Source organism: Cupriavidus sp. 01L46 (assembly GCF_056399905.1).
The window spans coordinates 1-25,451 of record NZ_JBFTSF010000005.1; the positions used below are offsets into that span (position 1 = coordinate 1).

At 65.6% G+C, this 25,451-nt stretch carries 23 protein-coding genes and 2 pseudogenes; 8 read left to right on the top strand and 17 right to left on the bottom strand.

The window, feature by feature from the left end:
• Nucleotides 1–140: pseudogene (locus AC1DS3_RS01910) on the top strand (IS4 family transposase); the annotation flags it as partial.
• 57 nt (nt 141–197) lie between these two features.
• Here AC1DS3_RS01910 and mnmA read toward each other — a convergent pair.
• From mnmA to AC1DS3_RS01935, 5 genes are all read right to left on the bottom strand, one after another.
• On the bottom strand, nt 198–1,298 hold the full coding sequence (mnmA, locus tag AC1DS3_RS01915; RefSeq protein WP_477126595.1) for a tRNA 2-thiouridine(34) synthase MnmA: 1,101 nt from the start codon (nt 1,296–1,298) through the stop codon (nt 198–200).
• Nucleotides 1,295–1,798, bottom strand: a complete 504-nt coding sequence (locus AC1DS3_RS01920) for an NUDIX hydrolase (RefSeq protein WP_441633773.1) — start codon at nt 1,796–1,798, stop codon at nt 1,295–1,297. Before AC1DS3_RS01920 ends, mnmA begins: the two co-directional genes overlap by 4 nt.
• 105 nt (nt 1,799–1,903) lie before the next feature.
• Entirely contained in the window at nt 1,904–2,833 is a 930-nt protein-coding gene (dapA, locus tag AC1DS3_RS01925; RefSeq protein WP_441633775.1) for a 4-hydroxy-tetrahydrodipicolinate synthase, read from the bottom strand.
• A complete protein-coding gene (locus tag AC1DS3_RS01930) occupies nt 2,820–3,218 on the bottom strand; it encodes a hypothetical protein (RefSeq protein ID WP_441633777.1) in 399 nt (132 codons plus the stop codon). The genes dapA and AC1DS3_RS01930 overlap by 14 nt, the downstream gene beginning before the upstream one ends.
• Nucleotides 3,219–3,344: 126 nt before the next feature.
• Nucleotides 3,345–4,148, bottom strand: a complete 804-nt coding sequence (locus AC1DS3_RS01935; RefSeq protein ID WP_441633779.1) for a TorF family putative porin — start codon at nt 4,146–4,148, stop codon at nt 3,345–3,347.
• A 540-nt stretch (nt 4,149–4,688) separates the two neighbouring features.
• On the opposite strand from AC1DS3_RS01935, the gene AC1DS3_RS01940 reads away from it, so the two are divergent.
• From AC1DS3_RS01940 to AC1DS3_RS01960, 5 genes and pseudogenes are all read left to right on the top strand, one after another.
• Nucleotides 4,689–5,810 carry a Re/Si-specific NAD(P)(+) transhydrogenase subunit alpha gene (locus tag AC1DS3_RS01940; protein ID WP_150985941.1) on the top strand — a complete coding sequence of 374 codons (1,122 nt, stop codon included), beginning with the start codon at nt 4,689–4,691 and terminating at the stop codon, nt 5,808–5,810.
• 213 nt (nt 5,811–6,023) lie between these two features.
• Nucleotides 6,024–6,386 (top strand): aspartate 1-decarboxylase, encoded by a 363-nt coding sequence (gene panD, locus AC1DS3_RS01945; protein WP_006157598.1) that lies wholly within the window; start codon nt 6,024–6,026, stop codon nt 6,384–6,386.
• A gap of 230 nt (nt 6,387–6,616) precedes the next feature.
• On the top strand, nt 6,617–6,949 hold the full coding sequence (locus AC1DS3_RS01950) for an NAD(P) transhydrogenase subunit alpha part 2 (protein WP_477126596.1): 333 nt from the start codon (nt 6,617–6,619) through the stop codon (nt 6,947–6,949).
• A 2-nt stretch (nt 6,950–6,951) separates the two neighbouring features.
• Nucleotides 6,952–8,406, top strand: coding sequence for an NAD(P)(+) transhydrogenase (Re/Si-specific) subunit beta (locus tag AC1DS3_RS01955; protein ID WP_477126597.1), 1,455 nt, complete (start codon nt 6,952–6,954; stop codon nt 8,404–8,406).
• Nucleotides 8,407–8,700: 294 nt separating this feature from the next.
• Nucleotides 8,701–9,483: pseudogene (locus tag AC1DS3_RS01960) on the top strand (response regulator); the annotation flags it as partial.
• Here the strand turns inward: AC1DS3_RS01960 and AC1DS3_RS01965 are convergent.
• The 9 genes from AC1DS3_RS01965 to AC1DS3_RS02005 all read right to left on the bottom strand — a co-directional run bounded on the left by AC1DS3_RS01965 (nt 9,452) and on the right by AC1DS3_RS02005 (nt 19,363).
• Nucleotides 9,452–10,693, bottom strand: a complete 1,242-nt coding sequence (locus tag AC1DS3_RS01965) for a THUMP domain-containing class I SAM-dependent RNA methyltransferase (protein ID WP_477126598.1) — start codon at nt 10,691–10,693, stop codon at nt 9,452–9,454. The pseudogene AC1DS3_RS01960 and the gene AC1DS3_RS01965 overlap by 32 nt on opposite strands.
• Before the next feature lie 81 nt (nt 10,694–10,774).
• Nucleotides 10,775–11,380: a 2-hydroxychromene-2-carboxylate isomerase gene (locus AC1DS3_RS01970; RefSeq protein ID WP_441634022.1), complete on the bottom strand. Its 606-nt coding sequence runs from the start codon at nt 11,378–11,380 to the stop codon at nt 10,775–10,777.
• A gap of 142 nt (nt 11,381–11,522) precedes the next feature.
• A complete protein-coding gene (locus AC1DS3_RS01975) occupies nt 11,523–11,945 on the bottom strand; it encodes a CopD family protein (RefSeq protein WP_150985938.1) in 423 nt (140 codons plus the stop codon).
• Nucleotides 11,946–12,046: 101 nt separating this feature from the next.
• A complete protein-coding gene (locus tag AC1DS3_RS01980; RefSeq protein WP_416049671.1) occupies nt 12,047–13,327 on the bottom strand; it encodes a glutamate-5-semialdehyde dehydrogenase in 1,281 nt (426 codons plus the stop codon).
• Nucleotides 13,328–13,436: 109 nt separating this feature from the next.
• On the bottom strand, nt 13,437–14,477 hold the full coding sequence (holA, locus tag AC1DS3_RS01985) for a DNA polymerase III subunit delta (protein ID WP_441633785.1): 1,041 nt from the start codon (nt 14,475–14,477) through the stop codon (nt 13,437–13,439).
• 65 nt (nt 14,478–14,542) lie between these two features.
• A complete protein-coding gene (locus AC1DS3_RS01990; protein WP_052494686.1) occupies nt 14,543–15,064 on the bottom strand; it encodes an LPS-assembly lipoprotein LptE in 522 nt (173 codons plus the stop codon).
• 48 nt (nt 15,065–15,112) lie between these two features.
• Nucleotides 15,113–17,749 carry a leucine--tRNA ligase gene (leuS, locus tag AC1DS3_RS01995; protein WP_477126599.1) on the bottom strand — a complete coding sequence of 879 codons (2,637 nt, stop codon included), beginning with the start codon at nt 17,747–17,749 and terminating at the stop codon, nt 15,113–15,115.
• Nucleotides 17,750–17,896: 147 nt separating this feature from the next.
• The gene (gene dapB / locus AC1DS3_RS02000; protein WP_477126600.1) at nt 17,897–18,694 is read right to left on the bottom strand and encodes a 4-hydroxy-tetrahydrodipicolinate reductase; all 798 of its coding nucleotides are present in this window, start codon (nt 18,692–18,694) and stop codon (nt 17,897–17,899) included.
• 63 nt (nt 18,695–18,757) lie between these two features.
• The gene (locus AC1DS3_RS02005) at nt 18,758–19,363 is read right to left on the bottom strand and encodes an outer membrane protein assembly factor BamE (RefSeq protein WP_441633792.1); all 606 of its coding nucleotides are present in this window, start codon (nt 19,361–19,363) and stop codon (nt 18,758–18,760) included.
• Nucleotides 19,364–19,562: 199 nt separating this feature from the next.
• On the opposite strand from AC1DS3_RS02005, the gene fur reads away from it, so the two are divergent.
• Nucleotides 19,563–19,994, top strand: coding sequence for a ferric iron uptake transcriptional regulator (fur, locus tag AC1DS3_RS02010; protein WP_441633794.1), 432 nt, complete (start codon nt 19,563–19,565; stop codon nt 19,992–19,994).
• A 71-nt stretch (nt 19,995–20,065) separates the two neighbouring features.
• Here fur and AC1DS3_RS02015 read toward each other — a convergent pair whose 3' ends face one another.
• The 3 genes from AC1DS3_RS02015 to tkt all read right to left on the bottom strand — a co-directional run bounded on the left by AC1DS3_RS02015 (nt 20,066) and on the right by tkt (nt 24,471).
• Nucleotides 20,066–21,055, bottom strand: coding sequence for a LysR family transcriptional regulator (locus AC1DS3_RS02015; RefSeq protein WP_441633796.1), 990 nt, complete (start codon nt 21,053–21,055; stop codon nt 20,066–20,068).
• A gap of 283 nt (nt 21,056–21,338) precedes the next feature.
• Nucleotides 21,339–22,337 (bottom strand): type I glyceraldehyde-3-phosphate dehydrogenase, encoded by a 999-nt coding sequence (gap, locus tag AC1DS3_RS02020; protein ID WP_477126601.1) that lies wholly within the window; start codon nt 22,335–22,337, stop codon nt 21,339–21,341.
• Between the two features lie 97 nt (nt 22,338–22,434).
• The gene (gene tkt / locus AC1DS3_RS02025) at nt 22,435–24,471 is read right to left on the bottom strand and encodes a transketolase (RefSeq protein ID WP_441633798.1); all 2,037 of its coding nucleotides are present in this window, start codon (nt 24,469–24,471) and stop codon (nt 22,435–22,437) included.
• A 130-nt stretch (nt 24,472–24,601) separates the two neighbouring features.
• Here tkt and AC1DS3_RS02030 point away from each other — a divergent pair, with 130 nt between their 5' ends.
• Nucleotides 24,602–25,438 (top strand): spermine/spermidine synthase domain-containing protein, encoded by an 837-nt coding sequence (locus AC1DS3_RS02030; protein WP_441633800.1) that lies wholly within the window; start codon nt 24,602–24,604, stop codon nt 25,436–25,438.
• Nucleotides 25,439–25,451 lie beyond the last annotated feature (13 nt).

The window sequence follows — 25,451 nt, forward strand, 5'->3', positions numbered from 1 at the left end:
TGCCCGCCTGCCTGCAGCGCCTACGCGAGCGCCTAAAGTCGCTGCCCAATGTGAAACGACCCGGTCGCTCATGCGACCGGGTCGTCAAGTCCCGCCCTTCACGCTATGCCGTTCGCTTCCTCAATAGGGACCTTAACTGAACGGCATTAGGCCATAGAGCCGGTTTTTATCTTCTCGCGCAGCGCACAGCCGGCGAACTAGCGGATGATGCCGCCGCCCAGGCAGACATCGCCGTCGTACAGCACCGCCGACTGGCCCGGCGTAACCGCCCACTGCGCCTGCGCAAACGTCAGTTGCAGGGTATCGTCGCCCGCCCCCGTCACCGTGCACGGCGCATCGCTCTGCCGATACCGCGTCTTGGCCGACAGCGTGGTGCCCACCGCCGGGCCGGTGCCCGCCACCCACGACAGGTCGGCAGCGTCGAGCGTGGGCGTCAGCAGCCACGGATGGTCATGGCCCTGCACCACATACAGCGTGTTGCTGGCCATGTCCTTGCGCGCCACGTACCAGGCGTCGCCATTGCCCGCGCGGCTGCCGCCCAGGCCGATGCCCTTGCGCTGCCCCAGCGTGTAGAACGCCAGGCCGATGTGCTGGCCGACTTCCTTGCCGTCCGGCGTCTTCATCGGTCCCGGCTTGGTCGGCAGGTAGCGGTTGAGAAAATCGCGGAACGGCCGCTCGCCGATAAAACAGATGCCGGTGGAATCCTTCTTCTTGGCATTGGGCAGGCCAATCTCCGCAGCGATCTCGCGCACGCGCGTCTTGGGCATCTCGCCCAGCGGGAACAGCGTGCGCGACAACTGCGCCTGGTTCAGCCGGTGCAGGAAGTAGCTCTGGTCCTTGGTGTGGTCAAAGGCCTTGAGCAGCTCGAAGCGGCCCGTGCCGGCACCCACATCCGCCCCCGCTTCGCGCACGCGCGCGTAATGGCCGGTGGCGATCGTGTCCGCGCCCAGCGACATGGCGTGGTCCAGGAAGGCCTTGAACTTGATMTCGGCATTGCACAGCACGTCGGGATTGGGCGTGCGGCCGGCCGAGTATTCGCGCAGGAAGTCCGCAAAGACGCGATCCTTGTACTCGGCGGCGAAATTGACCGCTTCCACGTCGACGCCGATGAGGTCGGCCACCGAGACCACGTCCAGCCAGTCCTGCCGGGTCGAGCAGTACTCGCTGTCGTCGTCGTCTTCCCAGTTCTTCATGAACAGGCCGATCACCTCGTAGCCTTGCTGCTTGAGCAGCCAGGCTGTCACCGACGAATCCACGCCACCCGACATGCCCACCACCACGCGCTTGCCCTGGCTCATGACGGCACTCCGCCGCCCACCACGGAAGGATGGGTGTAGAGCGCGTCGAGCGCGAAGCGCTTGCCGGCCAGGTAATCCTCGATGCAAGCCAGCAGCAGCGGCGTGCGATGGCGCTCGGGACAAGCGCGGATTTCGTCGGCGCTCATCCACACGGTGCGCACGATGCCCACGTCGAGCTGGCGCCCGGCATCGAGCGCGCCCAGCTCGCCGGTAAAGGCGAAGCGCACATAGGTGATGTCGCCGCCCGGCCGCGCCGCCGTGCCGGCCGAGTGCGGGCGGGCCATATAGCAGCCCAGCAGCGCGCGCGGCTCGAACGTGTGGGCGGTTTCTTCCAGCGTTTCGCGGATGACGGCGTGAATCAGGCTCTCGCCCGGGTCAAGATGGCCGGCAGGCTGGTTCAGCCGCAGGCCGTCGGGGGTTTCTTCTTCCACCAGCAGGAAGCGGCCGCCGCGTTCGATAACCGCGGCGACAGTGACGCTGGCCTTCCAGTCGTGTGACATGATGCACAAATTTTAGGCAATCCGGCATTCTACCGGTTGCCGCCAATTCGCGCATCCGGCGCAACCGGCGCAACCGKCGCAGCCGGCGCCGCGCCCGCGCCGACCCTAAGCTGGCAGCAAAGTGCGCTCCACGTCCTCCACCGCCGGCAGCGAAGCGATCACCTGGTCCAGCCGTTCGCGCAGCGCGCGGCTGGCCGGCGCCAGTGGCCGCCTGACCTCGGATCCTGCCAGCCCGCACAATGCCAGCGCGGTCTTGACCGGGGCCGGATTGGGCTCGGAGAACAGCAGCGAGATCAACGGCGCCAGGCTCGCAAACAACGCACGCGCTGCGGCAACATGGCCTTGCGCCACCAGTTGCAACAGCCGCACGAACAAATCCGGGCGGATGTGCGCGCAAGCCGGAACCACGCCGTCGCCACCCGCTAGCAGGTGGTCCAGCATGGCCGCGTCCTCGCCGCAGAAGACCGCGAGCCGATCGTTGCCGGCCAGGGCGCGAAGCCCGGCCGCGTCGCACTCTTTGACCGCGACAACGCGCGGATGCGCGGCCAGCCGCTGCACCAATGCCGGTGACATATTGCAGCCGGCCCGCTTGGGCACGTTGTAGAGCATCAGCGGGCGCCAGGTGGCATCCGCCACGCGCTCGACATGCCAGGCAATGCCCTCGTCGCCGGGCCGCAGGTAGTACGGCGGCGGCACCAGGTAGCCCGCCAGGTCGAAGCGGTCGAGCTGGCGCACCTGCTCGCAAACCACGCGGGTATCCACGCCGCCTACGCCGGCCAGCACCGGCAGCGCACCGTCCACCGCCTCCAGCACCGCGGCGGTAAACATCAGCCGCTCATCCCGCGTGAGCAAGCCGCCCTCCCCGGTCGTGCCCAGGATGACCAGCCCATCCACGCCGCTGGCCACATAGTGCGCGGCCAGCCGCTGCGCGCAGGCCAGGTCCAGCTCGCCGCCCTGCATCGGCGTCACCAGCGGCAGCCACAGCGTCGCGCGGCTGCCTTCGCGCAAGCCCGCCATCGTGTCAGTGCGCGGCATGGTCTTGTCCCAGCACCGTGGTGACGCCGAACTCGGCGGCCGGCAGGGCCATCATGATGGCGTGCATGGCAGCGTCGCGGCCGCCGCGCTCGACTTCCACATGCAGCGTGGTCTCGTCATGGCGGTGGTCCACTTCCACCACATAGATGCGCGCCAGCTGCCCGATCGCGCGGTGCAGCGACTGGCGCAGCGCGAAGACCTGGCTTGACGCCACCGCCAGGCGCAGGCGAATCCAGCTGTGCGCGGTATCCGCGCCAAGCGCGGGCACGGGGGCCAGCGCGGCGTCGATGCCGGACGCATCAAGGCGCGCGGTGCGGGGTTCGGTGCGGGAAAGACGGCGGCGTGGCACGCAAGCAAAGGCCAAGGCAAGGCTCGACTGTCGCATTTGAGCGGGACCCGCGTTGGGCGGGTCGTCTGTTGGAGATACCACCATGCTATGCAAGGCCGCCTCAAGTTGATGCAGTAATCGCCGCCGCCGCCATCAAAATGTCATCAAGATGGCGCGGCATGCTCAGAACGTCTTGGTGAGCGACGCGAAGGCAGCTGCCTTGCCGATATAGCGGCCGGGCACATTGGTGTAGACCGACTTGTTGGCATTGGTGTCGATATAAGCGATCGCCAGCGCAAAGCCTTTGCCCAGGTCCTTGGTCAACCCCAGCTTCCAGTCCGTGTACGAGGCGTCCGTGACGTTCCTCACCTTCTGGTAGCCGACGTGCGCATTGAGCGTCAGGTCCCAGACGTTCAGCGGCACATTGGCCGACAGATCTACGTAGTAGCTGTTCTTGCTGTCGCTGAAGCCGAACAGGTTGGTCACTGCATGCGAGTATTTCAGGAACACCGGGCCGTAGCCGATGCCGCCGTACAGCTCCGTCGTGTACGGGCGTGTGTAGCCAGCCGGATAATCGCCGGGATAGTAGTACTCCAGCACGCCCACGTCGTAATTCCATTCGAGCCCGCCCAGCGTGAAGGTGTTCTTGAAGCCACCATAGAAATCCATCTCGATTGGCGCCGACACCTTGGCATTGCTGTCGCCAAGCCAGCTGATGCTGGAGTTCCAGTTGCCCACGTAGAGGCCGCTTGCATGCGTGTAGTCGAACCCGCCCTGGATCGCCGGGCGGCGATTGGACTGCATCAGGCCCCGGTAGCGATATTCGCTGGCCAGCGTGACGTTGGCCGTGAACGTGTGCGGCGACGCGTCGGCGGCTGCGGCTGCATCGGGTGCGCCCTGCGCGAAGGCGGCCGGCGCGACGAGAAGCGTGACGCAAGACAGGGTAGCGAGGCAGGCGTGCGAAACATTGAAACGAAGTGCGGTCATGGATAACTTGGCAATTGGAATAATCGATCGGTGGACGGCCACGCGTGAGGCGATGGCCGAAGCCACGGCGAGCGTCAGGACGACAGTGGCCGTGGCGCGACTGGAACAGTACGGGCACGCGCCTAAAATCGGTGTCAAGAAAACAGCGGCCCGCCAAGGGATGGCGTAAAAATCGTAAAGGGAACGTCCCGGCACGCCCTGGCATGAACCGGCAGGCCCTGCGAGAGGGGGGATGCGAGGGGGATGCGGTTGCGCAAAAGCCGACCGGCCGGTCACCACATATCGTCAGATTCCTGTAAGCTGCGAAAAAATTGTGCGCTGCGTTCGGCCTGGCCGGGCGCATGGCAGACACAAAGGGCAGGCACAAAAGAGCCAAAGACGTCCGCCCGCCTAGCAGATCAGTGGCATTGTCAGAATGAGCCGAAGCGGTTCTGGTCAGGCGCGTTGCCATGTCGTAGCGGTCGTACGACAAGCTCGCGCGCCAACGCCAGAATCATTTTGACAGCGCCTCAAAGACGCCAGCAAAAGGAGAAATTGACGATGCACATCGGCATCCCGCAGGAGACGCGGGCAGGTGAGACTCGTGTCGCCGCCACCCCGGAGACGGTCAAGAAGTACGTGACCCAGGGCCATCAGGTCATCGTCCAGTCGGGAGCCGGCGTACGCGCCAGCGTGCCGGACTCGGCGTATGAGGCCGTCGGCGCCACCATTGGCACCGCGGCGCAAGCCTTCGGCGCGCAGTTGGTGCTCAAGGTCCGCGCCCCCGTCGATGCCGAGCTCGCGCTGATGAAGCCGGGCGCCGTGCTGGTCGGCATGCTCAATCCCTTCGACGCAGAGAACAACGCGCGCATGGCGGGCGCCACGCTGACGGCCTTCGCGCTGGAAGCCGCGCCGCGCACCACGCGCGCGCAGAGCATGGACGTGCTCTCCTCCCAGGCCAATATCGCCGGCTACAAGGCCGTGCTGGTCGCCGCGCATCATTACCAGCGTTTCATGCCCATGCTGATGACCGCCGCAGGCACCGTCAAGGCGGCTCGCGTGCTGATCCTCGGCGCCGGCGTGGCGGGCCTGCAGGCCATCGCCACCGCCAAGCGGCTGGGCGCGGTCATCGAAGCCTCCGACGTGCGCCCCGCCGTCAAGGAACAGATCGAATCGCTGGGCGCGAAATTCCTCGATGTGCCCTTCGTCACCGACGAAGAGCGCGAGATCGCGCAGGGCGTGGGCGGCTATGCCCGCCCCATGCCACCCGACTGGATGCGGCGCCAGGCCGAACTGGTGCACGAGCGCGCCAAGGCCGCCGACATCGTCATCACTACCGCGCTGATCCCGGGCCGCCAGGCGCCGGTGCTGCTCAAGGAAGAAACGGTGCAGGCGATGAAGCCGGGCTCGGTGGTGGTCGACCTCGCCGCGGCGCAGGGCGGCAACTGCCCGCTGACGGTGGCTGACGAAGTGGTGGAACGCCACGGCGTCACGCTGATCGGGCACACCAACCTGGCCAGCATGGTGGCGGCCGACGCGTCGGCGCTATATGCGCGCAACGTGCTCGACTTCCTCAAGCTCGTCATCGACAAGGAAGGCCAGTTCACGCTGAACCTGGAGGACGATATCGTCGCCGCCTGCCTGATGTGCAAGGATGGCCAGGTGGTCCGCGGCGCGTCCTGAAGCGGCAGCGGGCCCGCCGCGACCCGGTCGCTTTAGAATGGGGCCAGGCGGTTCCGGCCAGGTGCACGGTAGCGCGCCTGCTGCTACCGGGCTGAACAGCCGGTACGGCTGGCCGATACCCAGGCCCCGGAACCATGCCAAATGGCCCGCCAGGACTCAACCCCAGGGGCCTCCCTACAAGCTCATCCAGCATCAACCAAGGACGTATCACCCATGCAACGCATCATGCTCCGCGCCAAGCTCCATCGTGTCACCGTGACACAGGCGGACCTCAACTATGAGGGGTCATGCGGCATCGACGAGAATCTGCTCGAAGCGGCCGACATGAAGGAGTTCGAGAAAATCGAGCTATACAACGTCAACAATGGCGAGCGCTTCTCCACCTACATCATCAAGGGCGTCCGCGGCAGCGGCGAGATCTCGCTCAACGGTGCTGCCGCGCGGCGCGCGCACCTGGGCGACCATCTCATCATCTGCACCTACGCGCCGATGAGCGATGAAGAGATCGCCACCTACAAGCCGAAGATCATCCTGGTGGACGACAACAACGCCATCAAGGAAATCAAGAAGGTGTAAGCGGATGAGGACATCGCGCCGGGAGCCAACGCCGGTGCGATKCCCGCATCCGGCATGCCATTTTCGGATTCAGCCGTACCGTCGCCCCTGGGGCGAGGGTACCGACGCGACAGACGACAACGCGGCACCAGGCGGGGCATCGATGCAGTAGGCGCTCACAGGCGCCTGGCCAGGCAAAAGAACACGGGACAACCGCGCAGCAAGGCATTCAAGCAACGGAGGAGAAGTCGATGGAAATGGTGAACCACACGGTGATCAACCTGATCATCTTCGTGCTGGCGATCTACGTGGGCTACCACGTGGTCTGGACGGTGACGCCCGCCMTGCACACCCCGCTGATGGCCGTGACCAATGCGATCTCGGCCATCATCATCGTCGGCGCCATGCTGGCTGCCGGCCTGACCGAGGGCCCCGTGGGCCGCACCATGGGCACGCTGGCAGTCGCGCTCGCCGCGGTCAATGTGTTCGGTGGCTTCCTGGTGACGCAGCGCATGCTGGAGATGTTCAAGAAAAAGGAACCCAAGGCCAAGGCCGGCAAGGGTCATGAGGAGGGCGCCAAGTGAGCATGAACCTCGTCACCCTGCTCTACCTGCTCGCCTCGGTCTGCTTCATCCAGGCGCTGAAGGGCCTGTCCCATCCCAGTTCCGCGCGGCGCGGCAACGCCTTCGGCATGATCGGCATGGCCATCGCCGCGGTGACCACGCTGGTGCTGATCGTCAAGCTCAAGAATGAGTTCCTGACCATCGGCGCGGGCCAGTCGTCGGTCGCCGAAGGCATGGCCCTGATCTTTGGCGCGCTGGTGGTCGGCGGCGGCATCGGTGCCTTCGTGGCGCGACGGGTCGAGATGACCAAGATGCCCGAACTGGTAGCCGCCATGCACTCGCTGATCGGTATGGCCGCGGTCTGCATCGCGGTGGCCGTGGTGGCCGAGCCGTCGGCGTTCAGCATCACGCCGCCGGGCTCGCACGATATCCCGTTTGGCAACCGCATCGAGCTGTTCATCGGCTGCTTCGTGGGGGCCATCACCTTCTCCGGTTCGGTGATCGCCTTCGGCAAGCTGTCGGGCAAGTACAAGTTCCGCCTGTTCCAGGGCGCGCCGGTGTCCTTCGCCGGGCAGCACCTGCTGAACCTGCTGCTGGCGGTGGCCATGATCGGCTTCGGCATCATCTTCTKCCTGTCGCAGGACTGGCTGCCCTTCCTGCTGATGCTGGCGATCGCCTTTGTACTGGGCGTACTGATCATCATCCCGATCGGCGGCGCCGACATGCCGGTGGTGGTGTCGATGCTCAACTCGTACTCGGGCTGGGCGGCGGCGGGCATCGGCTTCTCGCTGAACAATCCGATGCTGATCATCGCCGGCTCGCTGGTGGGGTCAAGCGGCGCCATCCTCTCGTACATCATGTGCCGCGCGATGAACCGCTCGTTCTTCAATGTGCTGCTTGGCGGCTTTGGCGGCGCGCCCGCGGCGGCCGCTGCCGGCGGCCAGGCGCAGCGCAACGTGAAGTCCGGCTCGGCCGACGACGCGGCCTTCCTGATGGGCAATGCCGAGACCGTGATCATCGTCCCGGGCTATGGCCTGGCGGTGGCGCGCGCGCAGCATGCGCTCAAGGAACTGACCGAGAAGCTGGTCGAGAAAGGCGTGACGGTGAAGTACGCCATCCACCCGGTGGCGGGCCGCATGCCGGGCCACATGAACGTGCTGCTGGCCGAGGCCGAGGTGCCCTACGACCAGGTGTTCGAGATGGAGGACATCAACAGCGAGTTCGGCCAGGCGGATGTGGTGCTGGTGCTTGGCGCCAACGACGTGGTGAACCCGGTCGCCAAGACCGATCCCAACTCGCCGATTGCCGGTATGCCGATCCTGGAAGCCTACAAGGCCAAGACCATCATCGTGAACAAGCGTTCGATGGCCGCCGGCTACGCGGGCCTGGACAACGAGCTGTTCTACATGGACAAGACCATGATGGTGTTCGGCGACGCCAAGAAGGTGGTGGAAGACATGGGCAAGGCGGTCGAGTAAGCACGCCGGAAGCACCGGAAACGGGCACCCGCCCGTTTCCGGTGCCGCGAAGAGCGCGACGCTGTCGCGCTTTTTTCCATCCCGTCGAGGTCCGGTTGCGCGGGAGCGCGAGCGCGCTATACTGGTTTCCGGTCACCGGCCATGGCACACGCCGGTCATCCAAAAAGGGCCAGGTGTAGTCCAGCGCGGTGGGCCGCTCCGAACCGATCCGTCCGCTGGCCTTGCCACGCCGGATCCCTAGCCGCGCCAAACCACCCGCCCGAAGTGTCTGCCGACACCGGAGCCGAACGCAACATGACATTCAACCCCMAGGACAGGAATCTGTCGGTCTTCCATCACCCGATCCTCACGGTGCTCGTCGACGACAGTAAATCGTTCATCGACAGCCTGGCGTTCCAGATGGATCCGTCGCGGCCGGTGGTGACCTTCACCGATCCCCGCGAAGCCCTGCAATGGATCCGCGAGACCTACACCACGCGCTCGACCGGCTTCCTGCCCGTGCGGGTCACGCACGACGACCTGACCTTCCTGACCGAACGGCGCACCGTGCAGCTCGATATCGACCGCATCTACCGGCAAATCCACGACTACAACCGTTTTGTGCAGCCAGGCGTGATCGTGGTMGATTATTCTATGCCGCAGATGAACGGGCTGGAGTTCTGCCAGGCCCTGCAGGATCTGCCGTGCAAGACCATCCTGCTGACCGGCACCGCCGACGAAGGCATTGCCGTGCAGGGCTTCAACCATGGGCTGATCGACCGCTACGTGAAGAAGCATGACAGCAACATGGTCGAGCGGCTGGACCAGGAGATCGACGCACTCCAGCAGCAGTATTTCGCCACCCTGTCGCGCACGCTGCGCGACCTGCTGACGCGCCACTCGTTTTCCTTCCTGTCGGACCCCGCGATCTGCGAGCGGGTACGCCAGGTCACCGCGCGCTACGGCTTTGTCGAGTACTACCTCTACCCCAACCCGGCTGGCATCCTGATGCTGACGGCGCAGGGCCAGGCCACGCTGATGGTGATCGAGACACGCGCCGGCCTGATCAACCAGGTCGAATCCGCAGAGGCTTACGACGGCACTCGATATTGCCGTTGTACAGCGGCGTGCGGCGCGACTCCTTGAGCCGCAGGCGGCGCGGCAGCGTCAGGTCGCCAGTAAACACCCATGCCTGCCAGCCGGCGAAATGCTGTTTGAGCGTGGTGGCAAAGGCGCTGGCGAACTGATTGGCGGCTTCGTCGTCGATCTCGTCGACCGGTGCTTCGTCCATCGGCCGCCGGCGTTCTCCCCGCACGGCAATCCGCTCGCCATACGGCGGATTCATCAGCATCAGGCCGGGTGCCGCGAACGGCGGCTGCGCAAAGCGCGCATCCACCTGCTTCAACCGCACTTCGCCGGGCAAGCCCGCGCGTTCCCAGTTGGCTTGCGACATCGACAGCAGGTCAGTGGAAATATCGCTGCCGGCGAGTTCCAGGGGCTCGGACGCAACGCGCTTGCGCGCGGCCTCCTCGTCATCCCGGGCCGCCGCCTTCAGCGCGTTCCACGTCTTGTTGTCGGCGCCCTTCAGGCGCTCGAAGCCAAAGCTGCGGTTCGCGCCAGGCGCAAGGCCAAGGGYCACCTGGGCCGCTTCCACCAGGAAGGTGCCGCTGCCGCACATCGGGTCGTAGAACGGGCGCTCGGTCTGGCCTGGCACCCAGCCGGCCAGGCGCAGGATGCCGGCGGCCAGGTTTTCCTTCAGCGGCGCTTCGCCCTTCTCCAGGCGCCAGCCCCGCTTGAACAGCGGATCGCCCGAAGTGTCGAGGTAGAGCGTGCAATCGTGCTCGGTCAGGTGGGCATAGATCCGCACATCCGGATTTACGGTATCGACGCTGGGCCGCTCGCCCGAGCGCTCGCGCATGGCGTCGCAAACGCCGTCCTTGATACGCAGGGCGATGAAATTCAGGCTCYGCAGCGGCGAGCGATGCGACGTAACGTCCACCCGGAGCGTCTCATCCGGCGTGAACCAATGATCCCAGCGCTGAGCGCGCACCAGGTCATAGATATCGTCTTCGCGCCGGTAACCGCGGTTGGCGACCCGCATCAGCACCCGGCTGGCAATGCGCGAGTGCAGGTTGACAGCGTAGGCCGCGGCCATCTCGCCCGAGAAAGTGACGCCACCGGGCATTTCGCGATGGACCTGGATGGGGGCGAGCCTGGCCAGGCCGGGCCGGGCTGCGATCTCGTGCAACTCTTCGGCAAGTGCGCTCTCGAGGCCGCGCGGGCAGGAGGCAAAAAAGGCTTGGGACATGGCTTGGGAATTCCTGCAAACAAAAACGTCCGCCGTAGCGGACGGGGTCGGATAGCGCGCAGTGTACCGCGCTCCGGGGCTTCAGCCCGCCGCGAGGGCGCGATCGAGGAAGTCCAGGCGGTCCTGGCCCCAGAAAGGCTGGCCGTCATAGACGTACCACGGCGCGCCGAACACGCCGACGGAAACCGCGTCCTGGGTGTGCTGCGTATAGGCGGCCTGGACAGCCTGCGCGTCACTCGCCTTGAGCAGCGCCGCGCCTTCCAGGCCGATGCTGTCGGCCAGCTGCGCCAGCGTGGCGGCGTCAGCGATATTGCGCTGCTCGGCCCACAGGGCGCGGCCAATGACGCCGATCAGCGCCATCGCGCGGGCGGTGCCATGGGCCAGCTGCACGGCGATGACCAGCTTGCTGGCGGCATCGCCGGAGACCGGGAAAAAGGTCGGCTGCGGGTTCAGCGGCAGGCCAAGATACTCGCTCCAGCGGGCCAGCTCGACCAGGCGGTAGGCCTGGCGCTGCGGCGGACGCTGCGCCAGCGGCAAGCCCCCCGAAACAGAGAACACGCGGCCCAGGTCGCAGGGCTTGAGATTGACTTGCACGCCATGCTTTGCCGCAATCGCGGTGAAGCGTTCGTGGCCAAGGTAGACGAAAGGCGATTGCGGGGTGAGGTAGTAGTCGACCTGCTTGCTCATCATGTCCTCTGGACGGAGTGGGGCGAGACAACCGCGCGGTGAATGCGGCAATGCTGCGTGAAACGAATTCAATACGATACGAGAAAAAACCCAAACCCGGCKGCCCGCGTAGGCGATGCGCGCGGCCGCCGGCCAACGCGCGTCAGAACGGCTTGACCACCACCAGGATCACCACCGCCAGCAGCACCAGCACCGGCAACTCGTTGAACCAGCGATAGAAGGTGTGCGACCGCGTATTGCGCCCGCCCTCGAACTTCTTGAGCAGCACGCCGCAGCCATGGTGATAGCCGATCAGCACCAGCACCAGCGCCAGCTTTGCATGCATCCAGCCCTGCCCCGGACCGCGCCCGATCCCGTAGCCGATATACAGCCACAGCCCGAACACCAGCGCCGGCACCGCCAGCATGGTCATGAAGCGGTAGAGCTTGCGCGCCATCAGCAGCAGGCGCTGCACGCTGGCCGGCTCGCGCTCCATGGCGAGGTTGACGAAGATGCGAGGCAGGTAGAACAGGCCAGCGAACCAGGAGACAACGAAAACGATGTGCAGCGCTTTAACCCAGAGCATCTGGCCTTTTTTCTGGTTGGGTTCCCATGGGAATGCATGGGAACGGTGAAACGGTGGGGATGCGCAACGGGAGGTGGCACGGGACGCGTGCCGCCTCCCGCTCAGGTACGGATCTCGCCGTGGCCGAACACCACGTACTTCAGCGAGGTCAGGCCTTCCAGACCGACCGGGCCGCGCGCGTGCAGCTTGTCGTTGGAGATGCCGATCTCGGCACCCAGGCCGTACTCGAAGCCATCGGCAAAGCGCGTCGACGCATTGATCATCACGCTGGCCGAGTCCACCTCGCGCAGGAAGCGCATGCCAGTGGTGTAGTTCTCGGTGATGATGGAATCGGTATGCGCCGAGCCGTAGGTGTTGATGTGCTCGATGGCCTCGTCCAGCCCGGCCACGGTGCGGATCGCCAGCACCGGCGCCAGGTACTCGAGCCGCCAGTCTTCTTCGGTGGCGTCGACCAGGCCGGTGAAACCGGCGGCTTCCAGCGTGGCGCGGGTGGCGGCGCACACGCGCAGCTCCACGCCCTTTTCCTGGTAGATGCGGCACAGCGGCGGCAGCGCCGCGGCGGCGACATCGCGCGCGACCAGCAGCGTTTCCATGGTGTTGCAGGGCGCGTAGCGCTGGGTCTTGGCGTTGTCGGCAACGCGCACGGCCTTGTCCAGGTCCGCGTCGACATCGATATAGACGTGGCAGATGCCGTCCAGGTGCTTGATCATGGGCACCCGCGCTTCTGCCATCAGGCGCGCGATCAAGCTCTTGCCGCCGCGCGGCACGATCACGTCGACGTATTCGGTCATGGTGACGAGGCGGCCAACCGCGGCGCGGTCGGTGGTCGAGATCACCTGCACCGCTTCGGGCGGCAGGCCGGCGGCGGCCAGGCCCTCGGCCACCAGGGCGGCAAGCGCGGTATTGGAATCGATCGCCTCGGAGCCGCCGCGCAGGATGGTGGCGTTGCCCGACTTCAAGCACAGCGCGGCTGCGTCGATGGTCACGTTGGGACGCGACTCGTAGATGATGCCGATGACGCCCAGCGGCACCCGCATCTGGCCCACCTGGATGCCGGTGGGACGGAATTTCATGTTGCTGATCTCGCCGATCGGGTCTGCCAGCGCGGCGATCTGTTCCAGGCCGGCGGCCATGGTGTCGATCGCCTTGTCCGAGAGCGTCAGGCGGTCGATGAAAGCGGCGTCCTGGCCGTTGGCGCGGGCACGCTCCACATCGCCGGCGTTCACGGCCTTGAGGTGCGCGGCGTCGCGGCGGATGGCGGCGGCGATGGTCAGCAGGGCGCGGTTCTTGTCCGCGGTGGAGGCGCGCGCCATGGCGCGGGAGGCGGCGCGGGCCTGCTGGCCGACGCGGTCCATGTACTGCTTGAGATCGAGCTCGTTCATATTCCTGGCCAGGGGACCCGGCCCTCAATGCTTGGTTTTTTGTCGGCTACGGCTGGCTATGCGGGTCGCTGGCAGTGATCGCCAATGACCGCGCTCAGGCTACGCGGGCTTACCGGGCGATGGACAGCGCCAGCTGCAGCAGGCCATCCCAGGGCTCCGCCGGCATGCCTTCGGCGCGCAGGCCCTTGACCTGCCGGTCCAGCTTGGCGGCCATGCCCAGCGCGGCTTCCAGCTGCGCCAGCGAGAGGCGCTGCGCGGCCTGCGGCACCAGCTTTTCGCGCGGGCCCCAGATACGCAGTTCACGCGTCAGGACACCGATCTGCTTGCCTGCCGCCAACCCTTGCCGGACCTTGGATAATACGCGAATTTCCTCGGTCAGCGCCCACAGCACCAGCACCGTGGCCTCACCCTCCCCGCGCAGCCCTTCGAGCATGCGCACCAGGCGCGGCACGTCGCCGCTGAGCATGGCTTCGGAAAGCTTGAAGACGTCGTAGCGAGCCACGTTGAGCACCGCATCGTGCACCTGCTCGAAGGTCAGCGGACCAGCGGGATACARCAGCCCGAGCTTCTGGATTTCCTGGTGCGCGGCCAGCAGGTTGCCTTCGACCTTGTCGGCGATGAACTGCAGCGCGCGCCGCCCCGGTTCACCGGGCTCGACCCGCTGCTGCTGCAGCGCCAGCCGCTCGCCGACCCAGGCCGGCAGCCGGGTGCGGTCGACGGAATCCACCTTGATCGACACGCCGGCGGCGTCCAGCGCCTGGAACCAGGCCGACTTGGCCGTGGCGAAGTCCAGCCGCGGCAGCGTGATGAACATGACCACGTCCGGCGAGGGCTGGGCAGCCACCGCGCGCAGCGCCTCGCCGCCATCCTTGCCGGGCTTGCCGGAGGGAATCCGCAGCTCGACGATCTTGCGGTCGCCGAACAGCGACATCGATTGCTGCGCCTGGACCACGTGGCCCCAGTTGAAGCCGCGCTCGGAGGACAGCACCTCGCGCTCCGTGAAGCCGGCCTCGCGCGCGGCCTGGCGCAGGCGGTCGACCGCCTCGAGCACCAGCAGGTGCTCGTCGCCATGCACCACGTAGAGCGGTGCCAGGCCGCGTCCCTTGGCCTGGCGCAGGTGCGCTTCGAGTCCATCGAGCTTGAGCTGCATGCCGTGCGCTTCGTTCCTCTGTCCTTGCCGTATTGGGCTTGTCTGGCAGGCGCTTTCCGCGCCGCTCAGATGGCCTTGACCGCGCTCAGCCGGCGAATCAGCTGCTGCACGATGTCACGCTGCATGTCGCGATAGAGCTGCTGCTCTTCGTAGTCCTTGGCCAGCGTGTTGGCTTCGTTGTAGGTCAGGTCGCGCGTGAGCACCAGTTGCGACGGCGCGATCAGCTCCTGGCCGCCGGCGTCACGCAGGCGGAAGGTGAAGCGCTGCGTCAGGCGATACTCGCGCACCACGCCGGTGGTGGTGATCGACAGCACCGTCTTGGTACGCGTGTCCTGCAGCACATCGAGCAAGGCATCCGCTTCTTTCGGGTCGGTCACGATCTGCGTGTCCGACCCGTTGCGGATGGCGCGGCGCAAATCGGAGCCCATCAGCGTATTAGGCGGAATGCTCACATACAGCCGCTTGAATGCGAAGTCCGCGTTGCCGCGCATGTGAAACCCGCAGCCGCCCAGCAGGCCGGCCAGCAGCAGCGTGGCCAGGACCTTGCGGCGGCCCTGCAGCGGTCGATCCAGCTTCTGTCCATCCATTTGGGCAGCTCCCTTGTTGGCTTGTCTGGCGCTAGTTACAGCGTCACGTTAAAGAACCACATTAACGAGGCGGCCCGGGACCACCACGATCTTCTTCGGCGCGGCGCCGTCAGCGAACTTGGCAACGATCTCGCTGGCGGCAGCCATGGCCTCGATGGCGGCGCGGTCGGCATCGGCCGGCACCTTCAGGCTGCCACGCACCTTGCCGTTGATCTGCAGCACGAGGTCCAGCTCGCTTTGCACCAGCGCGGATTCGTCCACCTGCGGCCAGGCTGCGTCGAGCAAGTCGCCGTACTGCGTGGCGTAGCCGAGCGCTTGCCACAGCCCGTGGGTGACGTGCGGCACCACCGGGTACAGCACGCGCAGCAGGATGCCCAGGCCCTCGCGGCGCGCGGCGGGCGTGGCCTGCTTGGCGTCTTCCAGCGCGTTGAGCATCTTCATGGTGGCGGACACCACGGTGTTGTACTGGATGCGCTGATAGTCGTAGTTGGCCTGCTTGAGCACGCCGTGGATCTCGCGGCGCAGCGCTGCGTCGGCGTCGCCGGACGCCGCGGCATTGCCCGCCGCGGCAATCGCCTCGGCGTTGGCATAGCCGTAGTTCCACACCCGGCGCAGGAAGCGCGAAGCGCCCTCCACGCCCGAGCCGCTCCACTCGAGCTGCTGCTCGGGCGGCGCGGCGAACATGACGAACAGGCGCGCGGTGTCGGCGCCGTACTGGTCGATCAGGGCCTGCGGGTCAATGCCGTTGTTCTTGGACTTCGACATCTTCTCCACGCCGCCGATCACCACCGGCTGGCCATCCGCCTTGAGCACGGCGCCCAGCGGGCGGCCGCGCTCGTCGGTGCTGACGTCGACTTCGGCCGGGTTGAACCAGGTCTTCTTGCCGGCCGCGTCCTCGCGGTAGTAGGTATCGTTGAGCACCATGCCCTGCGTGAGCAGGTTGGAGAACGGCTCGTTGAACGTGACCAGGCCCATGTCGCGCATGACCTTGGTCCAGAAGCGGGCGTACAGCAGGTGAAGGATCGCGTGCTCGATGCCGCCGATGTACTGGTCCATCGGCATCCAGTAGTCGTTGCGCGCATCGACCATGGTGGCCGCGTCCGGGCTGGTATAGCGCATGTAATACCAGCACGAATCGATGAAGGTATCCATGGTGTCGGTCTCGCGGCGCGCCGGCTTGCCGCACGACGGGCAGGTGCACGCGAGGAAACGCGGATCCTTGGCCAGCGGGTTGCCGGTGCCGTCCGGCACCAGGTCTTCCGGCAGCACCACCGGCAGGTCCTGCTCCGGCACCGGCACCACGCCGCAGTCGTCGCAATGGATCAGCGGGATCGGCGTGCCCCAGTAGCGCTGGCGCGAGATGCCCCAGTCGCGCAGGCGCCAGGTGATCTTCTTCTCGCCCAGGCCCTTGGCACCGAGATCGGCTGCGATGGCTTCCACCGCAGCCTTGTAGTCCAGTCCGTCGTATTTGCCGCTATGGATGCAGGTGCCGTGCTCCTTGTCGCCATACCACTCCTGCCAGGCTTCGGTGGAGAACGGCTGGCCCTTTTTCGCGTCAGCCATGTCGATCACTTGCTTGATCGGCAAGCCGTACTTGTTGGCAAAGGCAAAGTCGCGCTCGTCGTGTGCGGGCACGCCCATCACGGCGCCGTCGCCATAGCTCATCAGCACGTAGTTGCCAACCCACACCTCGACCTGCTCGCCGGTAAGGGGGTGCAGCACCTTCAGGCCGGTGGGCATGCCTTTCTTTTCCATCGTCGCCATATCGGCTTCCATCACCGAGCCGTGCTTGCACTCGTTGATGAAGGCGGCCAGCTCAGGATTGGTCGCGGCGGCATGGGTGGCCAGCGGGTGCTCGGCGGCGACCGCGCAGAAAGTCACGCCCATGATGGTGTCGGCGCGCGTGGTAAACACATAGAGCTTGCCGTCGCCGATCAGCTTGCCGTCSTCACCGGCGATGGCATGCGGAAACCCGAAGCGCACGCCCACGCTCTTGCCGATCCAGTTCTGCTGCATGATCTTGACGCGCTCGGGCCAGCCCAGGCCGTCCAGATCGCCGAGCAGTTCCTCGGCGTAGTCGGTGATGCGCAGGTAGTACATCGGGATCTCGCGCTTTTCAACCAGCGCGCCCGAGCGCCAGCCGCGCCCGTCGATGACCTGCTCGTTGGCCAGCACGGTCTGGTCGACCGGATCCCAGTTCACTGTGCCAGTCTTGCGGTAGGCGATGCCCTTTTCCAGCATCTTGAGGAACAGCCACTGGTTCCAGCGGTAGTAGTCCGGGCTGCAGGTGGCGACTTCGCGCGACCAGTCGATGGCCAGGCCCATCGACTGCATCTGCCGCTTCATTTCCGCGATGTTGTTGTAGGTCCAGGCCGCCGGCGCCACGCCATTGTTGAGCGCGGCGTTTTCCGCCGGCATGCCGAACGCGTCCCAGCCCATCGGCATCAGCACGTTGTGCCCGTTCATGCGCAGATGGCGCGCCATCATGTCGTTGATGGTGTAGTTGCGCACGTGGCCCATATGCAGCTTGCCCGACGGGTAAGGCAGCATCGAGCAGGCATAGAACTTCGGCTTCTCGCTGCCGTCGGCCAGCTTCGCCTCTTCCGATACGCGGTACGCATCGATGGCTTGCCAGTGTTGCTGGGCGGCTTGTTCAACGGCTGAGGGAAGGTATTTGTCTTGCATGTTCAGGACAACGGCGCGGTGCGTCGGCGTGCGAAAAGCGTGGAAAAGATAAGCGGCGGGCAAGCCTTGCGGCGCCCGCCTGCGCTGGAACGGCGAAAGTGCCGATTATAACCGTCGGCACTTGCGGCGCAGGGCGTGCCGGGGGCCTTACTTCAGGCCAAGCACGTCCTGCATGTCGAACAGCCCGGTGGGCTTGTCGGCGAGGAAGCGCGCTGCGCGTAGCGCGCCCTCGGCATATGACTGGCGGCTGGACGACTTGTGCGTGATCTCGATGCGCTCGCCGGTGCCGGCGAACATCACGGTGTGGTCGCCCACGATATCGCCGCCGCGCACGGTAGCAAAACCAATGGAATTGGGGTCGCGCGGGCCGGTGTGGCCTTCGCGGGCAAACACGCCGCAGGTCTTCAGATCGCGGCCCAGTGCCTTGGCCACCACCTCGCCCATCGCCAGCGCGGTGCCCGACGGGGCATCCACCTTATGGCGGTGGTGCGCCTCAATGACTTCGATGTCGTAGCCGGAAGACAGCAGCTTGGCGGCGACTTCCAGCAGCTTGAACGTGGCATTGACGCCCACGCTCATATTGGCGGAGAACACCACGCCAATGTGCTTGGCAGCCTCGGCGATGGCGGCACGGCCGGCGTCGTCAAACCCGGTGGTACCGGTGACCACCTTGACGCCCAGGCGCCTGGCCGCTGCCAGGTGCACGAGCGTGCCCTCGGGCCGGGTGAAGTCGATCAGGCAGTCGGCGCCAGCGAGGGCGGCCTCGATGTCCGAGGTGATCGCCACGCCCGTGGCGCGGCCCAGCAGCAGCCCGGCATCCTGGCCCAGCGCCGGGGCGCCCGGCACATCCAGCGCGCCCGACAGGGTGACGCCTTCGGTGGCGAGTACGTGTTCGATCAGCATACGGCCCATGCGGCCGGAGGCACCTGCGATGGCGATATTCATGGCGTGTCAGCAGTCAAAATACAAGCCGGCCGCGTGACGCGGCCGGCATTCGGGCCTGAAGGCTCAGTTGGTCGGGCTGGCGGGGCCACCGGCCGCGCCGGACGAGGTGGCGGCAGCCGGCGCGGCCGGCGCAGGCGCTGCGGCGGGAGCCGCATCCGGGGCTACGGCCGGGGCTGCAGCCGCTTCCGAAGCCGCGGCAACGGTTTCCGCCGGTGCCTTAGGCGTCGGTGCCTTGCCCAACTGCATGGCCTTCATGCCGTCGATTTCGGCAATCAGCTCGTATTCGGACGGCAACTCGTCGCCACCGAACTTGGCCAGCTTGTCGCCATCGAAGAACACGGTATAGCGGCGCTGCTGCACCACCGGCGTATTGCCGCGGCGGAACGAGAACACGTAGTCCCAGCGATTGCCGTGGAACACATCGGCCAGCAGCGGCGTGCCGAGCAGGAACTTGACCTGCTCGCGCGTCATGCCTTCACGCAACTGGGCGGCGGCTTCACGCGAGACAAAGTTGCCTTGCACAATATTGATACGGTACGGCGTGATCGCGTTGGCGACCTTGCGCGACGTATTGTCATAGGTGGAACACGCAGCCGTTAGCAGGGTAGCTGCAGCCAGCACAGTAGTAACCAGCGTCGGACGCATGGCGGACGAACGAAATGAACGCATGTATCTCGCTTCTAGAAGGGAGAGAAAAGTGCCGATTCAGGCCCTCACGGCGCGTGCCATGAGGCGGCAGCGGCGATGGATCATCGCTAGCGCAGCCTAGGGCAGGTGACCGAGCTCCGGGCAACCGCCGGGGCGACTTTTGCCGCCAAAACCCTTATGATTCAATTATCCAGACATTGTACTCTAGGGAGTCACGCCCATGCCGAGTCCGGCGGACCTCAAAAATATCGGTCTTAAAGCGACCGTACCCCGTCTGAAGATCCTCGAGATCTTCCAGACCAGCGAGCAGCGCCATCTCAGTGCGGAAGACGTTTACCGCATCCTGCTCAACGAACAGATGGATATCGGCCTTGCAACGGTCTATCGCGTGCTGACCCAGTTCGAGCAGGCTGGACTGCTGTCGCGCAACAACTTCGAATCCGGCAAAGCCATTTTCGAGCTGAATGAAGGCAAGCATCACGACCACCTGGTCTGCATCGATTGCGGCCGCGTGGAGGAATTCTACGACTCCGAGATCGAGCGTCGCCAGCAAAGCATCGCAAACGAGCGCGGCTTCGCGCTGCAAGAACACGCATTGTCGCTCTATGGCAGCTGCACCAAGCACGAGTGCCCCCACCGGCCCAAGCGCTAAGCCAGCCGCGGCTTGCCCCGCAAACATAAAAAAACCGGCGCCAGCGCCGGTTTTTTTATTTCAAGCCTGCTTCACAATTCCGAATGATCCTGCTCGGCAACGATGTGCAGGCCGCGCGCAACCGTCGGCACGCCGACGAATTCGCCCACGACCTGGCGGAACAGCCCGCGTGCCCACACCAGCATCGGGTGGGTGTTGCGGCTGCGGTGCCAGAACATGTTCAGGCCCAGCGTGGTGTTGAGTTCTGCCGGCAAGGGGAAGGCCTTGAGGCCGTAGGTCTCGCAAGCCATGTCCTTGGTCAGCGCATTGACCGTGAAGATCATGTCGGTCTGCGCGGCCAGCTCCGACTGCGCGCGCCAGGAGTGCACCGTCAGCGTGGCATTGCGCTTTAGCCCGCGCTGCTGCAACGCGTAGTCCAGCGGGATCAGCGACGGTGCCGGACGGCCATTGCCGCCCGAATGCGCCATGAAGATGTGGCCGCAGTCGAGATACTGCTCGAGCGTGCAGGTACCCTTGAGCACCGGATGGTTTTTACGCGCGCAAACCCAGAGGTTGAGCGACGTCACCATCTCTTCCACGATTTCGGGATGCCGGGTCGGGAATGGCGAGAACGCCAGGTCCAGCTCGTTGCCGCGCATGGCGGCCACGTCCGACTCCCAGGAATGGGATTCGACCAGCTTGATATGCAACTCCGGCGCCAGTTGCTTGATGCGCAGGATAAAGCGGTTGAAGACCGTATCGCCCAGCTCGGCGGCAAAGCCGATGTTGAGGGTGCCGGTGGCGGTGGCGGGGTCGAAATTATCGGCGTCGCCCTCGTTGATCGAGGACCACAGGTCCAGCATGTCGCGAATCTTCGGCCCCAGTTCCAAGGCTCGCGGCGTCGGCGTCAGGCCGTGCGGCACGCGGATGAAGAGGGGATCGTCGAAAATCTCGCGAAGGCGGCCCAGCGAATGCGAAACCGCAGGCGCGGTCATATGCATTTTCTCCGCGACATAGGTCGCGTTTCGCTTGCTGAGCAGCTCGGTAAAAATCACGAGCAGCTTGGTATCCACATTCACCATGATCTCACCCAGGTTGGATTGGGAATTGGGAATGACCGTATCGTCACTTGCATTGGCTGCACATCGGTGTTTCCAGCACTTTCACAGTGTAAGAGCAAAGCGGGGAACGGAACAGGAATTCCGCGCCAGCCCCTTGCGCCGTGCCGGCCTTCGTCCTTTTGCCAAGATCCTGGCAAAAGGACCCGCCCAGGCTTCCGATAGCTGGAGTTGCAAGCAGACGACAAGACGGCATCCCAGGGAATGCCGCCTTGTTCCGTGCGCAAACCAACCTATCCCGGCAAACTTACTTGGCGACCACGCGAGCCATTTCCAGCACCTTGTTGGAATAGCCCCACTCGTTGTCGTACCAGCTCACGATCTTGACGAAGGTCGAGTCCAGCGCGATGCCGGCTTCAGCGTCGAAGATCGAGGTGCGTGCATCGCCGCGGAAATCCGTGGCAACCACCTTGTCTTCGGTGTAGCCCAGCACGCCCTTGAGCGCGCCCTGGCTCTGTGCCTTCATTTCGGCGCAGATCTCGGCGTAGGTGGCACCCTTTTCCAGCTCGACGGTCAGGTCGACCACCGACACGTCGGAGGTCGGCACGCGGAACGACATGCCGGTCAGCTTCTTGTTCAGCTCGGGAATCACCACGCCCACAGCCTTGGCAGCGCCAGTGCTCGACGGGATGATGTTTTCCAGGATGCCGCGGCCACCGCGCCAGTCCTTGTTGGACGGGCCGTCGACAGTCTTTTGCGTGGCGGTGGTGGCGTGCACGGTGGTCATCAGGCCGCGCTTGATGCCCCACTTGTCGTTCAGCACCTTGGCGACCGGCGCCAGGCAGTTGGTGGTGCAGCTGGCGTTGGAGATGATCGCCTMGCCCTTGTACGTGCCGTGGTTCACACCGTACACGAACATCGGGGTGTCGTCCTTGGACGGTGCCGACATGATCACCTTCTTGGCGCCCGCGTCGATGTGCTTCTGCGCGCCTTCCTTGGTCAGGAAGATGCCGGTGGATTCGATCACCACGTCGGCGCCGATCTCGCCCCACTTCAGCTCGGACGGATCCTTGACGGCGGTCAGGCGGATTTTCTTGCCATTGACGATCAGGGTGTTGCCGTCGACCGACACTTCGCCGTCAAAGCGGCCGTGCACCGAGTCGTACTTAAGCATGTAAGCCAGGTAGTCGGGTTCGAGCAGGTCGTTGATGCCGACGACTTCGATTTCCTTGAAGTTGGCGGCGGCTGCGCGGAACACCATGCGCCCGATGCGGCCGAAGCCGTTGATGCCGATCTTGATGGTCATGTTTATCTCCTGAGTAGGCTAACGATCGATGGATGCGGGAAAGCGTCTGCCGGCCCGCGCAGCCGAGTCGACCGCTGCGCGGGCCCGGGAATACCTGTTACTGACCGAGCGTGTCGCGCACGGTGCGCACGACGTTCTCGACCGTGAAGCCGAAGTGCTTGAACAATACGCCAGCGGGGGCCGATTCGCCGAAGGTGTCGATGCCCACCACGGCCTGGACCTGGTACTTCCACCAGAAATCCGTCACGCCGGCCTCGACCGCCACGCGCGGCACGCCGGCCGGCAGCACGGATGCCTTGTAGGCAGCGTCCTGCTTGTCGAATACCGTGGTTGCCGGCACCGAGACCACGCGCACGTGCACGCCGTCGGCAGCCAGTTGCTCGGCGGCGCCCACGGCCAGGCCGACTTCCGAGCCGGTGGCGATGATCACGGCATCCGGACGGCCGGTCTTGGGATTGTTGCCGGCGCGCAGTACGTAGCCGCCCCGCGCGATGTTGGCACGGGTGGCGTCGTCACGCGTCTGGAACGGCAGGTTCTGGCGGCTGAAAATCAAGCAGCTCGGGCCGTTCTCGCGGCGCACGGCCTGGGCCCAGGCCACCGCGGTTTCGGTGGTGTCCGCGGTACGCCACACGTCCATGTTGGGGATCAGGCGCAGGCTGGCAACGTGTTCGATCGACTGGTGGGTCGGGCCGTCTTCGCCCAGGCCGATGGAGTCGTGGGTGAACACGAACAGCGTGCGGATCTTCATCAGCGCCGCCATGCGCAGGGCATTGCGGCTGTAGTCGGAGAAGGTCAGGAAGGTGCCGCCGTAGGGGATGTAGCCACCATGCAGCGTGATGCCGTTCATGATGGCGCTCATGCCGAACTCGCGCACGCCGTAGTTGATGTGGTTGCCCCAGGCATCGCCGCGCACGGCCTTGCTGCCGGACCAGTTGGTCAGGTTGGAGCCGGTCAGGTCGGCCGAGCCACCCAGGAATTCCGGCAGCACCGGCGCGAGCGCCTCGATGGTGTTCTGGCTGGCCTTGCGGGTGGCGATGGTTTCTGCCTTTTCCTCGCACTTGGCCAGGAACGCGTCCACGGCGGCATCGAACGCGCCGGGCAGCTCGCCGCGCATGCGGCGCTGGAATTCACCGGCTTCATACGGGAAGCGCTCTGCATAAGCCTCGAACAGCGCGTTCCAGGCCTTTTCCAGCGAACCGCCGCGGGCCTTGGCATCCCATGCCGTGTAGACTTCGGCCGGCAGCTCGAACGGGGCGTGGGCCCAGCCCAGCGCTTCGCGCGTGGCCAGGATTTCAGCGCCACCAAGCGGCGCGCCGTGCACATCGTGGCCACCCTCCTTGTTGGGCGCGCCCTTGCCGATCAGGGTACGGCAGCAGATCAGGGTCGGACGGTCGCTGTGCTTGGCTTCGGCGATGGCGGCATCGACGGCGGCGGCGTCATGGCCGTCCACCGCGCGGATCACGTTCCAGCCGTAGGCTTCAAAACGCTTCGGGGTGTCGTCGGCGAACCAGTGCACCACGTCACCGTCGATCGAGATGCCGTTGTCGTCCCAGAGCGCGACCAGCTTGTTCAGCTTGAGCGTGCCGGCCAGCGAGCAGGCCTCGTGGCTGATGCCTTCCATCAGGCAGCCGTCGCCCAGGAACACATAGGTGTGGTGGTTGACGATGTCGAAGCCCGGGCGGTTGAATTCCTCGCCCAGCAGGCGTTCAGCCAGCGCCATGCCGACCGCGTTGGTCAGGCCCTGGCCCAGCGGGCCGGTGGTGGTTTCCACGCCCGGGGTGATGCCATATTCCGGGTGGCCTGCCGTCTTGCTGTGCATCTGGCGGAAGTTCTTCAGCTCGCCCAAGGGCAGGTCATAGCCGGTCAGGTGCAGCAGCGCGTAAAGCAGCATCGAGCCGTGGCCGTTGGACAGCACGAAGCGGTCACGGTCAGCCCACTTGGGGTTGCTCGGGTTATGCTTCAGATGACGGCCCCACAGCGCAACCGCGATATCCGCCATGCCCATCGGCATGCCGGGGTGGCCTGAATTGGCCTGCTGGACGGCGTCCATGGCCAGGACGCGGATGGCGTTGGCCATGAGTTGGACGGGCTGCGAAGCGTGCGGACTGGCGGCGGGATGAGCGAGGTGAGACATGCGGCGGGAACCTGGCGGCGGGAAAAGCGCAATTTTACCAGATCAAAGGGGGGAGTTAGGCCACCCGGCGGCCCCGCCTGGCGGCCATCTGCAATGGACCGAATGGCTTTCCCCTGGCGTTGGCACCACCTTGGGCCAGATTCGGCTGCTCGCGGCGATGCGCTCGCCGTACCAGCAAATCGAGATTGGCGAGCATCCCCGCTTTGGCCGGATCTTCCGCCTCGATGGCCGCATCATGAGCGCGGAAGGGGACGCCTTCATCCAGCATGAACTGATGGTGCACCCCATGGCGGTGGCCCATGGCGCGGCGCGCTCCGCGCTGGTGGTGGGTGGCGGCGACGGCGGCTCGGCGCATGAATTGCTGCGCCTGCCCTTCATGCGCGAGGTGGTGGTGGCCGAACTCGACCCCGATGTCGTGACACTGGCGCGGGCCTGGCTGGACGGCATCCACCAGGGCGCCTTCGACGATCCACGCGTGCACCTCGCCATCGGTGACGCACTGGGCCTGATGGAAGCCTTTGGCCGCGCGGGGCGGCAGTTCGACCTGATCGTGTTTGATTTAACCGAGGCCGACGACGGCAGCCCGGCGGCGGCGCTGTTCTCCGCCCACGGCCTGCAGACCGCGCGGCGCTGCCTGGCGCCCGGCGGCGCGCTGTCCCTGCACCTTGGCCCGCCGGAACACCGGCCCGGTTCGGTCCGCGTGCTCGCCGCGCGCTTGCGGCAGTGCTTTGCGCAAGTCCATCCCATCACCACCTTTATCCCCGTCTACGGCGCGCAATGGGCCGTCGCGCTGGTCAGCGACACCCTCGATGTGCGCGGCGCCGATGCCGCGCAACTCGACGAGCGGCTGCGCGCGTGGAAGCTCGATCGCAAGCTGCGCTGCTACCACGCCGCGCTCCATCCAGCCTTGTTCGCCCTGCCTCTGCACCTGCAGGCGCTTTTCGACAGCGCCTGCGCTCCCGCGTAAGATGCTCACTCGC

Bases quoted from the DNA above. Each gene is read 5' to 3' on its own strand.
- AC1DS3_RS02015 (WP_441633796.1), bottom strand. From the start codon at position 21,055: ATGGTGAATGTGGATACCAAGCTGCTCGTGATTTTTACCGAGCTGCTC.
- panD (WP_006157598.1), top strand. From the start codon at position 6,024: ATGCAACGCATCATGCTCCGCGCCAAGCTCCATCGTGTCACCGTGACA.
- AC1DS3_RS01975 (WP_150985938.1), bottom strand. From the start codon at position 11,945: ATGCTCTGGGTTAAAGCGCTGCACATCGTTTTCGTTGTCTCCTGGTTC.
- AC1DS3_RS01980 (WP_416049671.1), bottom strand. From the start codon at position 13,327: ATGAACGAGCTCGATCTCAAGCAGTACATGGACCGCGTCGGCCAGCAG.
- AC1DS3_RS01920 (WP_441633773.1), bottom strand. From the start codon at position 1,798: ATGTCACACGACTGGAAGGCCAGCGTCACTGTCGCCGCGGTTATCGAA.
- fur (WP_441633794.1), top strand. From the start codon at position 19,563: ATGCCGAGTCCGGCGGACCTCAAAAATATCGGTCTTAAAGCGACCGTA.
- AC1DS3_RS02005 (WP_441633792.1), bottom strand. From the start codon at position 19,363: ATGCGTTCATTTCGTTCGTCCGCCATGCGTCCGACGCTGGTTACTACT.
- AC1DS3_RS01930 (WP_441633777.1), bottom strand. From the start codon at position 3,218: ATGCGACAGTCGAGCCTTGCCTTGGCCTTTGCTTGCGTGCCACGCCGC.
- AC1DS3_RS01935 (WP_441633779.1), bottom strand. From the start codon at position 4,148: ATGACCGCACTTCGTTTCAATGTTTCGCACGCCTGCCTCGCTACCCTG.
- dapB (WP_477126600.1), bottom strand. From the start codon at position 18,694: ATGAATATCGCCATCGCAGGTGCCTCCGGCCGCATGGGCCGTATGCTG.
- tkt (WP_441633798.1), bottom strand. From the start codon at position 24,471: ATGTCTCACCTCGCTCATCCCGCCGCCAGTCCGCACGCTTCGCAGCCC.
- AC1DS3_RS01940 (WP_150985941.1), top strand. From the start codon at position 4,689: ATGCACATCGGCATCCCGCAGGAGACGCGGGCAGGTGAGACTCGTGTC.
- AC1DS3_RS01990 (WP_052494686.1), bottom strand. From the start codon at position 15,064: ATGGATGGACAGAAGCTGGATCGACCGCTGCAGGGCCGCCGCAAGGTC.
- AC1DS3_RS01970 (WP_441634022.1), bottom strand. From the start codon at position 11,380: ATGAGCAAGCAGGTCGACTACTACCTCACCCCGCAATCGCCTTTCGTC.
- dapA (WP_441633775.1), bottom strand. From the start codon at position 2,833: ATGCCGCGCACTGACACGATGGCGGGCTTGCGCGAAGGCAGCCGCGCG.